Consider the following 15,901-nt stretch of genomic DNA (forward strand, 5'->3'; position numbering starts at 1 on the left):
GCGGCGTGAATTGATCAAGGAACCTAGCAGATGTTTCGCCGTCAAGGTAAGGCCCGGACGTGCGGACATGAAATTCTTCAAGGCCGCGCGGGGAAAGCTTCGCCGATCCAATCCCGAAGCCGGTTCCCCGCCCGTGCGCCCAAGGCCGCAGCGGCGGCGTTGGCGTGAGATATTACGCCTGTTTCCCAAGCCGAGGCGGCGTCGCCGATTCGGGCCGACGTATGGGCGACGGTCACCGCCGGAATGCCGCGGGTGTCGAGGGCGGGCAGGCGGGTAAGACCCGCATCTTCGATGCCGCTGCCGGCATCGTTGAACACGGCCAGAGCAGCGGCGGTCTTCAAGGCCCGGGCCGGGTCGCCGCCGACCAGCCCGCCGTGGGAAGCGGTGATCACGATCCGGCCCCGGTCCTCGGCCCCGACCAGGGACGCGGAATCGACGAGCACCACATCGGGCCCGCCGTCCTGCGTGATGACGCGGCGGGCTTCGTCCACCGGCGGCAAGGTGGCGGCCGAGACGGGCGCCCCGGCAAGGCGCTGCGCGGCCTCTGCGCAGGTCATGCCGACGGCGATGCCCAGGTTGTTTGCCGCCGTATTGACGGTGGCAACGACGCCCCGCGCCATCATGTCGCCGGCATCACCGATGCGCGCCGACAGGTGGGAAACGGCGGCGGCGGCCATGCCGGCCTGATCGAGGGCATGGATGCCGGCAACCCCGGCGCCGTCCAGCCCGCCGCCGGCGTCGTTGAGAACGACGGCTCGGAGGCCCGCCTTGGCCGCTAGATATCCGGGATAAAGCCCGCCGTGGGAGCCCGAGACGACGACGCGGCCCTGGTGGGCGGCGTCAACGTCGGTGATGGAGGGGAGCAGGTGGCGTTCATCGGTCATGGCGGGGAGTTTACCTTCACCGCTGTGCAATGCGCCCGAAAAGCCACATGCCGGCGGCCATGGCGGCAAGAAAGGCAAACGCCTTTGCCTCGCCCGTGCCGAGGGCGGCCAGGGCGGGACCCGGACAGAAGCCGACAAGGCCCCAGCCGATCCCGAACAAGACGGCGCCTGCGATCAGGCGGCGGTCCGGGCGGCCCGGCGGGGGCAGGTGGCTTTTGCTGTCGAGGACCGGCGCCCCGATGCGACGAACTAGCCAGTGGCCGGGAACGGAAACGGCGAGAGCGCCCGCCAGGACGAACGCGAGGGTCGGATCCCAAGCTCCCGTGATATCGAGAAAGCCCAGCACGCGGGCCGGGTTGACCATTTGCGAGATAATCAGGCCGGTGCCGAACAGGGCCCCGGCGATCAAGCTGACAAGCAGGCGTGCCATGGCCTTCACCCGCCGATCAGGTGGCGGGTGGCGAACACGGTCGCCACGGCCACGGAGATATAGACGGCCGTTGCGGCGATGGATCGGATCGACCCCCGTGCCATGCCGCAGACGCCGTGGCCGCTGGTGCAGCCGCTGCCAAGCCGCGTACCGATGCCGACCAGCAATCCCCCTATGATCAGGATGGGCCAGTCAGCGGCGATCTTGACGTCGGGGGAAACCAGCTTCAGGCCAAGAAATCCGGCACCGACCAACCCGGCGATGAAGGCCGCGCGCCAGGCCAGGTTCGCGCGTTCACCGTCCAGCAGGCCGCCCAGGATGCCGCTGATGCCCGCGACCCGGCCGTTGAACAGGGCCAGAACAACCGCGCCCAGGCCAATCAGGACGCCGCCGGCAAGGGCGGAGGTGGGATCAAAGGGAATCATGGGACAGATTTAGCACGGCTGTTCACGGCAAAACACATTCAAAGGCATGAATGTTATTTTGTTGGGCGAACGCGGGTCTCGCGGTGCCAGATGTACAGACCCGTGGCGATGACGATGCCCGCCCCCCGGACGGTGGTCAGGTCGGGCAGGACGTTCCAGATCAACAGGTCGAACAGTACGGCCCAGCAGATCGCCGTGTATTCGAAGGGTGTGACCACGGCTGCCGGCGCGAATTTCATGGCGAAGGTCATAAGAATCTGGCCCAGCCCACCAACCAACCCGGCGCAGATGTAGAAGATCAGGTGTTCGGTCGTCGGCGTGATCCAGACGAAGGGCAGGACCAGCAGTGACACGGCGACGCCGGTGATCATGTAATAGAACACGATCAGATAGGGCGTTTCCGTGGCCGATAGCTGCTTGATCAGGATCAGGCTGGCGGCCCAGCACAGGGTGCCGAACAGGGCAAAGAGGGCGCCGACCTGAAAGTTCCCTGTGGGGTCGAGGGCGATCATCACGCCGATGAAGCCGATGGCGATCGCGACCCAGCGGCGCAGGCCGACCTTTTCGCCGAGAAACGGAATGGCCAGAAGGGTCGTGAAAATGGGAACGGACATGGCGATGGACATGCCGTCGCTCATGGGAATTGTCGAATAGGCGTAGAAGAAGCTGGCATTACCGACCACGCCGAACAGGGCGCGCACGAAATGGCCGAGCGGCCGATTGGTGCGGAACGACGTCGGCCCGGCGGCATAGAATATCAGCGGCACCACCATGACCGTGGCGATGGCGTTGCGGAAGAACACGGCCTGAAACGGCGAATATTCCGGGCCCGCCAGTTTGACGAACATCTGCATGGCCGCCAGCGCCCCGACCGACCCGGCCATGCACAGGATGCCCAGCGCCAGCGAGCGCCGGGTCGTGTCGGTCAAAGGGGGGTGGGCGGCGTCAGTCAGACAGGGCGGCCTTGAGTTCCGGGACGGCAGTGAACAGGTCCGCGACCAGGCCGTAATCGGCGACCTGGAAGATCGGTGCTTCCTCGTCCTTGTTGATGGCGACGATGACCTTGGAATCCTTCATCCCGGCCAGGTGCTGAATGGCACCCGAAATGCCGACGGCGATATACAGCTCGGGTGCGACGACCTTGCCGGTCTGGCCGACCTGATAATCGTTGGGCACGAAGCCCGCGTCGACGGCGGCGCGGCTGGCGCCCACGGCAGCGCCCAGGATGTCCGCGACATCTTCCAGCAGGTGGAAATTGTCGCCCGACTGCATGCCGCGCCCGCCCGAGATGATGACCTTGGCGCTGGTCAGTTCCGGGCGTTCGGACTTGGTCAGTTCCTGACCCGCGAAGGTCGCAAGGTCGCTGGCACCATCGCCGGCGACGTCCTCGATGGCGGCGGAACCGCCTTCGGCGTTGGCTGCATCGAAGCCCGTGGCGCGCACGGTCAGAACCTTCTTGGCGTCCGATGTCTTAACGGTCGCAAGAGCGTTGCCGGCGTAGATCGGACGGATGAAGGTGTCGGGGCCTTCGACGGCGGAGATATCGGAAATTTGCTGCACGTCGAGCAAGGCCGCGACCCGCGGCATGACGTTCTTGCCGCTGGTGGTGGCGGCGGCCAGGATATGCTCGAAGCCATCCGCCAGCTTGGCGATCAGGGGCGCCACGTTCTCGGCAATTTCGTTGGCATAGGCCGCGTCGTCGGCGATCAGCACCTTGGCCACGCCGTCGATCTTGGCGGCGGCCTCGGCGACCGCGCGGCAGCCCGATCCGGCGACCAGGACGGTGACGTCGCCCAATTGCTTGGCGGCGGCGACGGCGTTGAGGGTTGCTGCCTTCAGGGCCGCGTTGTCGTGTTCCGCATAAACCAGGACAGCCATGATCAGATCACCTTCGCTTCGTTCTTAAGTTTCTCGACCAGTTCGGCCGCGCTTTCGACCTTCACACCGGCCTGACGGGCGGGCGGTTCGGTCACTTTCAGGATTTCGACCCGGGGCGACACATCGACGCCCAGTTCGTCCGCCGTCAGCTTGGCGATCTCTTTCTTCTTGGCCTTCATGATGTTGGGCAGGGAGGCATAGCGCGGCTCGTTCAGGCGCAGGTCCGTGGTCAGCACGGCCGGCAGCTTGAGGTCCAGGGTTTCCAGCCCGCCGTCGATTTCACGGGTGACCTTGGCCTGTCCGGCAGCGAGCTCAATCTTCGACGCGAAGGTGCCCTGCGACCAGCCCATGAGGGCGGCCAGCATCTGGCCGACCTGGTTGTTGTCGTCGTCGATGGCCTGCTTGCCCAGAATCACGACGTCCGGGTTTTCGCGGGCGATCAGTTCCTTGAAGATCTTGGCAATGGCCAGCGGCTCAACCCGGCCATCGGCGACCACGTGAATGCCGCGGTCGGCACCCATGGCGAGTGCCGTGCGGATGGTTTCCTGAGCCTGATCCGGGCCGATCGACACGGCGATCAGCTCGTCAGCGGTGCCGGCTTCGCGCAGACGCACGCCTTCTTCGACGGCGATTTCGTCGAACGGGTTCATGGACATTTTCACGTTCTGGGTTTCGACACCCGTGTGGTCCGATTTGACGCGAACCTTCACATAGGCGTCGATCACGCGCTTGACGCCGACCAGGATTTTCATGGTTTACACCTTCTTATTCAGCCATTTGCAGTCTTATTCAGCCATTCGCGAAGGCCCGCCGGGCCCCGGCCTTGATTGCTGCACTGCGAGAAATGATCCGCTGGATTTAAAGGAGGAACCCCATCCCGTCAAGGAACGCCATTTCATTCCGCGATGCGAACGGCGGAAGGCGGAAACGTGGGAAAATTCGCGATGGGTAAAATTTTAAACTTATTTGATTAAAAACTACTTTAAATAAAAAATATTGCTGTTCTCTTCAATTAATACGAACATTACGAAAGACGCAATAAAAAACGATTCGGGGACCGGACTGCGGTGATTGAACGAAAGATGACAGCCACCATGCCCCAGAATTATTCAGATCTTCCCTATGGTGCCGGCCGGCCGATGGTCCCGGGGTTCGGTGCGCCCGGTAAGCCGACGCTGAAAGGCTTGCTTCTTCTGCCGGTCCTGCCCGCGCTTTGGGTGCTGCGCCGGTTCAAGCGCCACCGCGACAAGGACAAGACCAGGCTGCAAAAGGAGATTCTGCAGCTTCGCCGCGAACTTGCGGGCCTGCGCGCCGTCAATCTGGAATTGCTGAGGGGTAAGGAACAGGCGGAAATCAACGATCAGCGCAAGACGGAGTTCCTGGCCCGCGTGACCCACGAACTGCGCACGCCCTTGAATGCCGTGGTCGGCTTTGCCGATCTGGTGCGTCAAGAACCTTATGGCGAGTTGGGTAGTCCCAAGTACGCCGAATACCTGACCGATATCCGCGCCACCAGCGCGCATATGTTGGACATCGTCAACGACCTGCTGGATGTTGCGAAGATCGAGGCCGGACGCATCGAGATGCGGGAATCCTGGTCCCCCGTGCCGGTGATTCTGGACGATTGCCGGCGCCTGATGCAGAACCAGGCCGAAGCGAATGGCATCGACATCAGGATCGAAACGCCGCCGGACCTGCCGGGGCTTTACTGCGATCCCGGCAGGGTTCGCCAGATCATCGTCAACCTGCTGTCCAACGCGGTCAAGTTCACGCCGAAGCGCGGGCATATCACGCTTGCGGCACGCACGGACCGGGTCGGCGGCATCGTCATTCGCGTGTCGGATACGGGCATCGGCATTCCGCAGGACGCTCTCGACGATGTCTTCGAACCCTATATCCAGATTCGCGGCAACCACCTGATCAAGGGTCAGCAGGGATCGGGTCTGGGCCTGTCTCTGGTCCGAATTCTGGCCGACCTGCATCAGGCGTCGCTTGGCATTGAAAGTGTCGAAACCCGGGGCACGACGATAACCGTCCGCTTCCCGCCGACACGGGTGCGGGAAATTCCCTGAACGACATCAAGTTCTGCGCGTCGCCAATTGCGGAGGTCGTGGGACGCGTCTAAGGTGCGGCCGATATTCCGCAGCTTGAGAGTTCCCATGCCGCGCCTGTTCCGTCTGATATCGTCGCTATGCCTGTTGCTGATTGCGGCCGGCCCGCTGTCGGCGGCGGAAACGCCCAAGGTTCTGACCTGGGAAGGCCTGATTCCTCAAGGCCCGCCGGTCGACAATCCCTATCAGTACCTGCCGATTGATCAGCAGGTCGAGTTGGAGATGCTGGCGACCATCCGCGCCCAAGTCGCCGCGGGCTTGATGAATGAAGTGCACCCCATGTTCGAGGATGCGCGGGAGATCGAATTCAAGCTGCGCCAGGAAGGCATCGATGTGGACCGGATGGTCGGCCTTGTGCAGAAGATGCAAGCTGAGGTCGCGGCGCGGAACAGTGAACTGGCGCATGACCTGGACGGTCAGTTGGTGCGCCTGCCCGGCTATGTCCTGCCGCTGGAGTTCGAGGGGACTTCGGTCAAGGAATTCCTGTTGGTGCCTTATGTCGGGGCCTGTATCCACGTCCCGCCGCCGCCCATAAATCAGACGGTTGTGGTCCATCTGAACCAATCCTACGCCGCCAAGGAACTTTACGAGCCCGTCTGGGTCACCGGGCGGATGACCGTCAAGCGGAGCAAGCGTGCGCTCACGTTGGTTGACGGCGATGCCGATGTCGAAGCCGGCTACACGATCCAGGGCATACGGGTTGAGCCCTATACGGAAAAATAGGCCGTGCCGGGCGCCCGCCATTTCCACAACTGAATAATCGGATGATGGGGGCAAAGAGCGATTGTCAGGCAAAAAATGTTATCATATAACATTACAAAATCTATTCTTATTATCCTCACGCCCAAAGGAGCTTTCATGAAGCCGATGTCGATGCTTCCGGTCCCGCGCGCCGGTTTTTTTGTTTCTGCCACGTTGCTGGCAAGTCTGTTCGCTGCTGCCGGTCCGGCATTGTCGGCCGAACGCGAACACGGCGCCCATGAACACGGCGTCGGGCAGTTGAGCCTGGCGGTGGAAGGGAACACGGTCGAAATCGAGATCACGGCGCCGGGGGCGGACATCGTCGGCTTCGAGCATGCGGCGGAAACGGAGGCTGACCGCGCGGCCCTGGCCGCAGCCGCGGCCCGCCTGAAAGACGGGGCCGGCCTGTTTCGCTTCCCGCCCAAGGCCGATTGCCGACTAGAGGAAGCGGAGGTCCATTCCGCCCTTTTGGACGACGCGCATGACCACGAGAAGGGCCGTGACCACGATAAAGGCCATAACCATGAAAAGAAGCACGACCACGACAAGGGACATGATCACGACAAGGGACATGCCCATGAGGCTGAGGGGCACGCGGAATTCCGCGCTCACTATCATTTCCATTGCGCCGATCCAGCGGCGTTGAGCCATATCGACCTGGGCTACTTTACCGCCTTCCCGGCCGCCCGCGAACTTGAGGCGCGGACCATCACGGCGAAGGGGCAGGGTGCCCAGGAGTTGACAGCGGACCGCGCGCGCCTGACCTTCTAAACGGTCTGAATTCACGCCCGGAGGGAACGGCACAAGCATGAACGGCAACGCGATCCGCCTGTCCGGCGTCCAGTTCCGCTGGCGCCCGGGGGCGCCGTTGGTCTTGGACATCACGGAATTCGCGGTCCAGCCCGGTGAGCGGCTGTTCGTCCATGGCCCCAGCGGTAGCGGTAAGACGACGCTTCTGAACTTGCTGGCCGGTATCTGCCTGCCCCAGGAAGGGGAGGTGGAAATCGCCGGTGAGGACCTGGCCCGTGTCCCGGGGCCCCGCCGCGACGCCATCCGCGCCGATTGCATCGGATTCATTTTCCAGATGTTCAATTTGCTGCCGTTTCTGTCGCTGACGGAAAACGTGCTTCTACCCTGCCGCTTTTCGCCCGTCCGCCGGGCCCGCGCCGACGCCGCACCGGGCGGCGCCGAGGGCGAGGCGCTGCGCTTGCTTACCCATATGGGCCTGGGCGAGGCCGCCACTACCGGGCGCGCCGTCGCCGAACTGAGCACCGGCCAGCAGCAGCGCGTCGCCGCCGCCCGCGCCTTGATCGGCGCGCCGCCGGTCATTATCGCGGACGAGCCGACCTCGGCCCTCGACGCCGATTCCCAGGCAGCGTTCCTTGACCTGCTGTTCGCGGAGGCCGGACGCAGCGGCGCCACGGTGCTGTTCGTCAGCCACGACCGACGGCTCGAGTCCGGGTTCGACCGGGTGGTGGCCCTGGCCGAGATCAACCGGGCGGCGGGTGCCGAAGGCAGGGCCGCATGAGGGGGGCGCCGATTCTCGGCCTCGCGGTCAAGAGCTTGTTGAACCGCCGGGCGACCGTGGGGCTGACCCTGCTGGCGCTGGCCGTCAGCGTGACGCTGGTGCTTGGTGTGGAAAAGCTGCGGACCGAGGCCAAGGCCAGTTTCGCCGCCACCATTTCCGGCACCGACTTGATCGTCGGCGCGCGCAGCGGTTCGGTTCAATTGTTGCTGTATTCCGTGTTTCGTATCGGCAACGCGACCAACAACATTTCCTGGCAAAGCTATCAGGAAATTGCCGCGCGGCCCGACGTGGCCTGGACCGTGCCCCTGTCGCTCGGCGATTCCCATCGCGGGTTTCGGGTGTTGGGTACCACGGGCGACTACTTCCATCATTACCGCTACGGCCGCAAGAAGCCCCTAACATTCAGCGCCGGCGAGCCGTTCACCGACCTGTTCGATGCCGTTCTGGGTGCCGAGGTGGCGCGTGCCCTGGGCTACAAACTGGGTGATCCACTGGTCGTCGCCCACGGCCTGGGGGCAGAGGGTTTCTCCAACCACAAGGATAAACCTTTCCGTGTCGCCGGCATCCTGGCCCGCACGGGCACGCCCGTGGACCGCACGGTGCACGTCAGCCTGCAGGCCATCGAGGCGATCCATGTCGATTGGAAAAGCGGCGCCCCCGTGCCCGGCATGCGCGTGACCGCCGATCAGGTCCGGCGCATGGACCTGACGCCCCGCGCCATTACCGCCGTTCTGGTCGGCGCGAAATCGCGGTTCGCGGCCTTCACCCTGCAACGCGCCATAAATGAATACCGGCCAGAGCCCCTGCTGGCGGTGCTCCCCGGGGTTGCGTTGCAGGAGCTCTGGGATCTTATGGGCACGGCCGAGGCGGCGCTGGCCGCCATATCCGTGGCGGTGGTCGCGGCGGGGCTTCTCGGGATGATGATCATGATGCTGGCGGGGCTGAACGAACGGCGGCGGGAAATGGCGATCCTGCGTTCCGTCGGGGCCCGCCCGCTGCACCTGTTCGCCTTGCTGGTGTCCGAGGCAGCGGTCCTGACGATGGCCGGGGCGGCAGCGGGCCTCGGCCTGTTCTACGCCGCCTTGGCCGCGTTCCGGCCCGTTCTCGACAGCCGCTTCGGATTGTTTCTGGAAATCTCCGCGCCGACGGCCCACGATCTGGCGATCCTGGGCGCCGTCGTGCTGGCCGGGGTGTTGGCGGGGGCCGTGCCCGCGCTCGGCGCCTATCGGCAGTCGCTGGCCGACGGGATGACGGTCAAACTCTAACCAGAGGCGATTACCATGGACGACGCGCAAGCCATCGACATCGACGGGGTGGCCGTCCCACGCCTGCTGTACGGCACGGCCTGGAAAGAAGAGGCCACCGAGTCGCTGGTAACCCTGGCGCTCGACCAGGGCTTTCGCGGCTTCGATACGGCCAATCAGCGCAAGCATTACTACGAGGCCGGAACCGGCGCCGCCCTGGCCAAGGCGATCAAGGCGGGGCGGGTGCGGCGTGCTGATCTGTTCATCCAGACCAAGTTCACCTTTCGACGCGGCCAGGATCACCGTCTGCCCTATGACGCGGATGCCCCGGCGGCGACGCAGGTCGCGCAGTCCTTCGAAAAATCGCTGGAGCATCTGCAAACCGACTATGTCGACAGCCTGGTACTGCACGGCCCCTGGACCGGCGATCGCCTGCATCCCATCGACTGGCAGGTGTGGCGGGCCATGGAGGCGATCCACAAACAAGGCCGGGTGCGCCTGTTGGGGGTCAGCAATTTCAAACTGGAGCAAATCCGCCTGCTCTGCGCCCGGGCCGAGGTAAAGCCCCGTTTCGTGCAGAACCGCTGCTATGCCGCGCGTGCCTGGGACCGGGACATCCGGGGCGTCTGCGCCCAGGAAGGCATCCGCTATCAGGGGTTTTCCCTGCTCACGGCCAACAGGGCGCTGGTCGACCATGCGATGATCAAGGAGATCGCCGCCCGCCACGGCAAGACCCCGGCGCAATGCGTGTTCCGCTTCGCCCTCGACGTCGGCATGATCGCCCTGACCGGCACCAAGGATGCGACTCATATGGCACAGGATTTGGACGTTTTCGATTTCACTCTGACGCCCGCTGAGATCGCCGCTATCGAGAAGGCCGCCATGCCCCGTTGACTTGCCTGGCCGCCGTCGTTCAGGTTCTGTGTGATCTGCGGCGGTGTTTCGCCGTCGCCCTTGCCTCAGGAAGCGGAATTGCCCCATGGCGCCCATCGGCCCGGTGTCCCTAGAACAGGCCTTTGCCCGCCACCAAGCCGGTGACATCGCCGGTGCGGCAGCGATGTATCGTGGGTTCCTGGCTGCCAACCCGGGGCACGGCGATGCGTTGCATTTGCTCGGCGTCGCTCTGATGCAGGGCGGCGATCTGGCAGCGGCAAAGTCTATGCTGGAGCAGGCTGTGTCCATCGACGCCAGCAAGGCAGCGTGGTGGAACAACCTTGCCCTTGCCCGCTATTACGGTGACGATTTCCCAGCTGCCCGCGCGGCCAGCGACCACGCCCTGGCGCTCGATCCCGGCAACCCGGATTTTCTCAACAACCGGGGCCTCGCGTTGCAGAAGCTGGACCAACTTGACGCCGCGATCAGCGATTTTGAAGCGGCATTGGAACGCCAGGCCCGCGACCCGGAATTGTTTCACAACTACGGCGTCGCCTTGCAGGCGGCGGCGCGTCCCCAAGACGCCATGCGCGCCTTCGAGGCGGCGCTGCGCATATCCGGCGGCTGGCCCGATTCCCATGCCAGCCTGGGTGCTATCTATTTCGAACTCGGCCGCCGGGAGGACGCCTTCGAAGCCTGCCGCAAGGCGGTCGCCCTCGACCCCTTCCATCAGGGGGCGCACGAATGTTTCAAGAACCTGAAATGGGAGTGCGATCAACAGGATCAGATGCACGACACCTACCGATGGGTGTGCCGCGAATTGCCTGAGCATCCCATGGCACATCTGCAATACGGACGATGTCTGGTGATGGATCATTGGTTCCAACAGGCGGAGCCGGTGTTGCGCCGGACCATCGCCTTGGCACCCGATAGCGCCCAGGCCCATGGTCAGCTTGGCGCGGCCCTGTCATCTCTGGGGCGTCACGATGAAGCTTTGGATGCCTTGGCGCGGGCCGTTGAACTGGATCCCGAGGATCCGGAGATTTTGGAAATTCAGGGCGAAGCCCTGCTGCGCATCGGGCGTCCCGAGGCGGCGGTGGCGCCGCTGCAAGGGGCGCATGTCCGCAATCCCCGCCGTTCGGGTGTTCTGGGTCTTTTGACCATCGCCATGACCGAGGCGGAAGACCCGGATGTTGCCCGTATTGTCGATTACGACAGCGCCGTGACCGCGATGTTCATTGACGTGCCCGAGGGCTACACCGATCTGGACACGTTCAACGCCGCCTTGCATGTGGAACTGGCGGCCCGTCATGAAACTGTCCCGCCGCCGATCAACCAGACCATGCGTGGCGGCACGCAGATCCCCGATAATCTGTTCACCGGGCCGACAGGCACCGTCGCCCTGGTCAAGGACGAGATCGTGAAATCTCTCAGGCGCTATATCGCGGGGCTGGAACATGACCCGGATCATCCCTTCCTGCGGTTCGTCAATCCAGATTTCCGATTTACCGGCGCCTGGTCGACCATTCTGCGCGGCGCCGGCTACGACGCTAGCCACATCCACAACGAGGGTTGGTTGTCCGGGGTCTATTACGTGAAGGTTCCGGACCTGCCGGATGAGGTTTGGCAGACAGGCGAGGGGTGTCTACAGATCGGCGCGCCCCCGGACGTCTTCGTGAGTGTCCGCAATCGCACGCGCATCATGGTGCGGCCTGAACCGGGAAAACTCGTGCTGTTTCCGTCCTACATATGGCACGGCGTGCGTCCCTTCACGCGTGAGGACACGCGCCATTCGATCGCATTTGATGTGATTTAGGGGATGCGGCGGCGGGCGTATTTGATCCGGCCGCGCAAAAAATTAGGGGCCTGCCTTAGGGATCGCGAAGGGGGGCTGGAGCGATCCAAAAAGCAGACCCCAAAGGTGGGAAGTCGAGTCCCGGTAAGAACCGGGGGTAGGGAGATAATCAGGTAGTCGTGGGCAAGTATCAGGTTGTAAGCGTGTATCTCAGGCAGTCAGGCGTCGGCGCCATCCTTGGCGATAAAGCGGGTCTTACTTGAACAGACGGCCGATGACGTTGCGGACGTTGCGGACATCGCGGTTCCAGGCCTGATGGCGCAGGGCGCTCATTTCTTCCTGGGTCGGCAGGGCGCCGTTCGGCAAGGGCGCGGAATGTCCGATGTAGCGATTGTAAGCCATGTTAATTCTCCTTAAGCGTCGAATGGGGCTCCGGGGTTGGTAACGATAGGCTTGGAAGATTTTTCCCTATTCGAACTTATCTGTTTGACCGGTCAAACCCCTGTGGTTCGGCGGGTTCCCGTGTTCTGTTGAGGAAAACTTACGGATTTCAGGGGCATGGCGCAAACGACCATTTCTCACTCTTGATTTTAGAAAATCTATAAGGTAAGCCTGGGTGTATGAGAACGCTGCCGCCCCTGAACGCGCTCCGCGCCTTTGAATCCGCTGCCCGGCACCTGTCCATGTCGCGTGCTGCGGATGAACTTCATGTAACGCCAGCGGCCATCAGCCACCAGGTCAAGGGGCTGGAGGAATACCTTGGCGTGCAGTTGTTCCATCGCCAGCAGAGGGGGCTTGCCCTGACCGAAACAGGGGCTGCCTACCTGCCCGGCCTGCGCGAAGGGTTCGCCAAACTGCAGGCGGCGACCCAGGCTTTGTACGATTCCGAATCCACGGGGCCCCTCACCGTATCCGTCACGCCGACCTTCGCCGCCAAATGGTTGGTCCATCGGCTGGAAAAGTTCACCAATCTGCACCCGGAAATTCAGGTCATGCTGGTCGCGACCTCGCTGAAGGTGCGGTTCGAGATGGGTGAGGCGGATGTCGCCGTGCGCTATGGCCCCGGCAATTATGCGGGCTGCCGCGTCGACAAGATGTTCGAGGAAGAAGTCTACGCTGTCTGCGCACCGGCGCTGATGAATGGCGATAATCCGATCCGCGAACCCCGTGATTTGCTGAATCACACGCTGTTGCATCCCGTGCAGCAGGATATCGACGACAGTTTCCCGACCTGGGAAATGTGGCTGCGCGGCCATGGCGTGCGGACCCAGGGGCCGATCCCCGGCCCCAATATCTCGCCCCACTGGATGCTGGTCGAAGCCGCCGTCAACGGGCAGGGCGTGGCCCTGGTCAAGGCCTCGGTCGCCGAGCGCGACCTGGAAACCGGGCGCCTGGTGCGGCCTTTTGCCGAGACCATTCCCGTCGCCCATGCTTATTGGCTGATCTCGCCCGAGGAAACCGCCGACAAGCCGAAGGTCAAGGCGTTCCGCGAATGGATCATGGCCGAAGCCCGGGAGCACGCCGAGCATCACGCCGAGCTGGAAGCCAAACAGCAGGCGGAATGGGCGGCGGCACGCAAGCTTCAGAAAGCGGCCGGCGGCGTCTGAACCGCGCGCGCATCGACATCCGAAGGGGGCCCTTCGACCGGAGACCGGACATCCATGAAAATCACCATTCTCGACGACTATTTCGACGTTATCCGCGGTCTGCCCTGTTTTCAGAAGATCGCCGGTCATGACATCACCATCTGGAACGACCATGTCCAGGATACGGGCGCATTGGCCGAACGCCTGAAGGACACGGAAGCCTTGGTCCTGATCCGCGAGCGCACCAAAATCCGCACACCGCTTTTGGAACGTCTTCCCAATCTGAAACTGATCAGTCAGCGCAGTGTCTGGCCGCATATCGATGTCGACACCTGCACGGCACAGGGCGTTGTCGTGTGCTCCGCCCAGCATGAAGGCACGCCGTCCTATGCCACGTCGGAGCTGACCTGGGCCCTGATCCTGGCCGCCATGCGCCAAATTCCGCAGCAGATGGCCTCGCTCCGGGCCGGCACATGGCAGATGGGCATGGGGTACTCCCTGCGCGGCAAGACGCTGGGTCTCTACGGCTATGGCCGTATTTCCCGCGCCGTCGCTGAGGTCGGCCGCGCCTTCGGCATGCGCATTTTGGTGTGGGCGCGTGAAGCGTCCCGCGAGGCCGCCCGCGCCGAGGGCTGTGATGTGGCCGCCAGCAAGGAAGATTTCTTTCGCGATTGCGACATCCTCAGCCTGCACATGCGCCTCAAGGACGCGACCAAGGGCATCGTCAGTCAGGCGGACCTGGAGCTGATGAAGCCCACGGCGCTTCTGGTCAACACGTCGCGCGCGGGCCTGATCCAGCCGGGGGCGCTGGCGGCGGCGCTCAAGGGTGGCCGCCCCGGCATGGCGGCGGTCGATGTGTTCGATCATGAGCCGGTAACCAAGGGCGCCGAGCCCCTGGTCGACATGCCCAATGTGATCTGCACGCCGCATATCGGCTACGTCACCGTCGACGAATGGGAAATTCACTTCACGGACATCTTCGACCAGATCGTGGCCTTCGACAAAGGTGCCTCCATCAACGTGGTCAACCCCGAGGTTCTGACGGGCTAGGGCCCACGACAGCAATAAGGAATGGCCATGGCCAATCTGATATCCCGTGACTGGGTGCCGACTGACTGCGAAGCGCTGGTGCGCCGGATCGCCGACGCCACGGCGACGGACGGGACCGACGCGGTTGCCGCCCGCATCGACACCCTGATCGCCCGCAACCGCGACATTCACGACGCCGAATGCTTCAATCTGAACCCGGCGACCAATGTCATGAATCCCAAGGCGGAAGCGGCGCTGGCCTCCGGCCTGGGCGCGCGGCCGTCGCTCGGCTACCCGGGCGCCAAATACGAAATGGGGTTGGAAGCGATCGAGGAGATCGAAGTCATCGCCGCCGAACTGGCGGCCGAGGTGTTCCGGGCGAATTTCGCGGAAATCCGCGTCGCCTCGGGTGCCCTGGCCAATCTCTACGCCTTCATGGCGACCTGCCGGCCGGGCGACGCGATCATCGCGCCGTCGTCCGAGATCGGCGGGCACGTCACCCATCACGGGGCGGGCTGCGCCGGGCTGTTCGGATTGACGACGCACCCGGCCCCGGTCGATGCCTCGGGCTACACGGTCGATCTCGACGCCTTGCGTAAACTTGCCCGGGACGTGCGGCCGAAATTGATCACCATCGGCGGCAGCCTCAACCTGTTCCCGCACCCTGTCGCCGAGATCCGCGCCATCGCCGACGACGTCGGGGCCAAGGTATTGTTCGACGCGGCCCATCTCTGCGGCATGGTCGCGGGCGGCACCTGGCCCGACCCCCTGGCCCAGGGCGCCCATCTGATGACCATGAGCACTTACAAAAGCTTAGGGGGACCCGCGGGCGGGCTGATCGTGACCAACGACGCGGACTTGGCGGAGCGGCTGGACGCCATCGCGTTCCCGGGAATGACCGCCAACTTCGACGCGGCCAAATCAGCGGCGTTGGCCATTACCTTGCTGGATTGGCGGGAATTTGGCCGGGCTTATGCCGATGAAATGGTGGCCACCTCCAAGGCATTGGCCTCGGCCCTCGATGACGAGGGCGTGGCCCTGTTCGCCAAAGATCGGAGCTTCACCAATTCCCATCAACTCGCGGTCCTGGCGGCCCCTTATGGCGGCGGGCAGGCGGCGGCCAAGAAGCTGCGCCGGGCGGGCTTTCTCGCCTGCGGCATCGGCCTGCCCGTGGACTCGGTTGCGGGGGATTTGAACGGGCTTCGCATCGGCACGCCGGAACTGGTGCGCCGGGGCATGACCGTGGCGGACATGCCGCGCCTGGCCCGCCAGATCGCGCGGGCGCTTAACGCCAACGATCCGGACGCCCTGGCGCCGGAGGTCCGCGCGTGGCGGGAAACCTTTAACGGGATCAAGTTCATCCGATCCTGACAGGCT

At 63.9% G+C, this 15,901-nt stretch carries 17 protein-coding genes; 10 read left to right on the forward strand and 7 right to left on the reverse strand.

From position 1 onward, the window contains the following. Positions 1-77 precede the first annotated feature (77 nt). From KFF05_06000 to KFF05_06025, 6 genes are read right to left on the reverse strand one after another with little or no spacing between them, the layout of a single operon-like run. A complete protein-coding gene (locus KFF05_06000) occupies positions 78-884 on the reverse strand; it encodes a hypothetical protein (GenBank protein ID UTW52910.1) in 807 nt (268 codons plus the stop codon). Between the two features lie 16 nt (positions 885-900). Beyond that, the gene (locus KFF05_06005) at positions 901-1,314 is read right to left on the reverse strand and encodes a YeeE/YedE family protein (GenBank protein UTW52911.1); all 414 of its coding nucleotides are present in this window, start codon (positions 1,312-1,314) and stop codon (positions 901-903) included. Positions 1,315-1,319: 5 nt separating this feature from the next. Continuing rightward, positions 1,320-1,739, reverse strand: a complete 420-nt coding sequence (locus tag KFF05_06010; GenBank protein ID UTW52912.1) for a YeeE/YedE family protein — start codon at positions 1,737-1,739, stop codon at positions 1,320-1,322. A 53-nt stretch (positions 1,740-1,792) separates the two neighbouring features. Continuing rightward, the gene (locus KFF05_06015; protein UTW52913.1) at positions 1,793-2,668 is read right to left on the reverse strand and encodes a DMT family transporter; all 876 of its coding nucleotides are present in this window, start codon (positions 2,666-2,668) and stop codon (positions 1,793-1,795) included. A gap of 16 nt (positions 2,669-2,684) precedes the next feature. Next, positions 2,685-3,617 (reverse strand): FAD-binding protein, encoded by a 933-nt coding sequence (locus tag KFF05_06020; GenBank protein ID UTW52914.1) that lies wholly within the window; start codon positions 3,615-3,617, stop codon positions 2,685-2,687. Between the two features lie 2 nt (positions 3,618-3,619). Beyond that, entirely contained in the window at positions 3,620-4,369 is a 750-nt protein-coding gene (locus KFF05_06025) for an electron transfer flavoprotein subunit beta/FixA family protein (GenBank protein UTW52915.1), read from the reverse strand. 342 nt (positions 4,370-4,711) lie between these two features. Here KFF05_06025 and KFF05_06030 point away from each other — a divergent pair, with 342 nt between their 5' ends. The 7 genes from KFF05_06030 to KFF05_06060 all read left to right on the forward strand — a co-directional run bounded on the left by KFF05_06030 (position 4,712) and on the right by KFF05_06060 (position 11,930). Beyond that, the gene (locus KFF05_06030) at positions 4,712-5,689 is read left to right on the forward strand and encodes a HAMP domain-containing histidine kinase (GenBank protein ID UTW52916.1); all 978 of its coding nucleotides are present in this window, start codon (positions 4,712-4,714) and stop codon (positions 5,687-5,689) included. 87 nt (positions 5,690-5,776) lie between these two features. Then, on the forward strand, positions 5,777-6,451 hold the full coding sequence (locus KFF05_06035; GenBank protein ID UTW52917.1) for a DUF3299 domain-containing protein: 675 nt from the start codon (positions 5,777-5,779) through the stop codon (positions 6,449-6,451). A gap of 135 nt (positions 6,452-6,586) precedes the next feature. Further along, entirely contained in the window at positions 6,587-7,240 is a 654-nt protein-coding gene (locus KFF05_06040) for a DUF2796 domain-containing protein (GenBank protein UTW52918.1), read from the forward strand. A gap of 37 nt (positions 7,241-7,277) precedes the next feature. Further along, positions 7,278-7,997 (forward strand): ABC transporter ATP-binding protein, encoded by a 720-nt coding sequence (locus tag KFF05_06045; protein ID UTW52919.1) that lies wholly within the window; start codon positions 7,278-7,280, stop codon positions 7,995-7,997. After that, complete coding sequence (locus KFF05_06050; GenBank protein UTW52920.1) at positions 7,994-9,262, forward strand: ABC transporter permease; 1,269 nt, start codon at positions 7,994-7,996, stop codon at positions 9,260-9,262. Before KFF05_06045 ends, KFF05_06050 begins: the two co-directional genes overlap by 4 nt. Positions 9,263-9,277: 15 nt before the next feature. Next, positions 9,278-10,135, forward strand: coding sequence for an aldo/keto reductase (locus KFF05_06055; GenBank protein UTW52921.1), 858 nt, complete (start codon positions 9,278-9,280; stop codon positions 10,133-10,135). 85 nt (positions 10,136-10,220) lie between these two features. After that, positions 10,221-11,930 carry a tetratricopeptide repeat protein gene (locus KFF05_06060; protein UTW52922.1) on the forward strand — a complete coding sequence of 570 codons (1,710 nt, stop codon included), beginning with the start codon at positions 10,221-10,223 and terminating at the stop codon, positions 11,928-11,930. A gap of 234 nt (positions 11,931-12,164) precedes the next feature. On the opposite strand, the gene KFF05_06065 is transcribed toward KFF05_06060, so the two are convergent. Further along, complete coding sequence (locus KFF05_06065) at positions 12,165-12,311, reverse strand: hypothetical protein (GenBank protein ID UTW52923.1); 147 nt, start codon at positions 12,309-12,311, stop codon at positions 12,165-12,167. Positions 12,312-12,529: 218 nt separating this feature from the next. On the opposite strand from KFF05_06065, the gene gcvA reads away from it, so the two are divergent. The 3 genes from gcvA to KFF05_06080 are packed head-to-tail and all read left to right on the forward strand — an operon-like array spanning position 12,530 to position 15,895. Further along, entirely contained in the window at positions 12,530-13,516 is a 987-nt protein-coding gene (gene gcvA, locus KFF05_06070) for a transcriptional regulator GcvA (GenBank protein UTW52924.1), read from the forward strand. A gap of 54 nt (positions 13,517-13,570) precedes the next feature. Further along, positions 13,571-14,545 (forward strand): D-2-hydroxyacid dehydrogenase family protein, encoded by a 975-nt coding sequence (locus tag KFF05_06075; protein UTW52925.1) that lies wholly within the window; start codon positions 13,571-13,573, stop codon positions 14,543-14,545. Between the two features lie 27 nt (positions 14,546-14,572). Continuing rightward, positions 14,573-15,895: a DegT/DnrJ/EryC1/StrS family aminotransferase gene (locus tag KFF05_06080; GenBank protein UTW52926.1), complete on the forward strand. Its 1,323-nt coding sequence runs from the start codon at positions 14,573-14,575 to the stop codon at positions 15,893-15,895. The last annotated feature ends 6 nt before the right edge of the window (positions 15,896-15,901 follow it).

The organism is bacterium SCSIO 12827, from assembly GCA_024397995.1.
In the GTDB taxonomy this organism is placed as follows: domain Bacteria; phylum Pseudomonadota; class Alphaproteobacteria; order Rhodospirillales; family Casp-alpha2; genus UBA1479.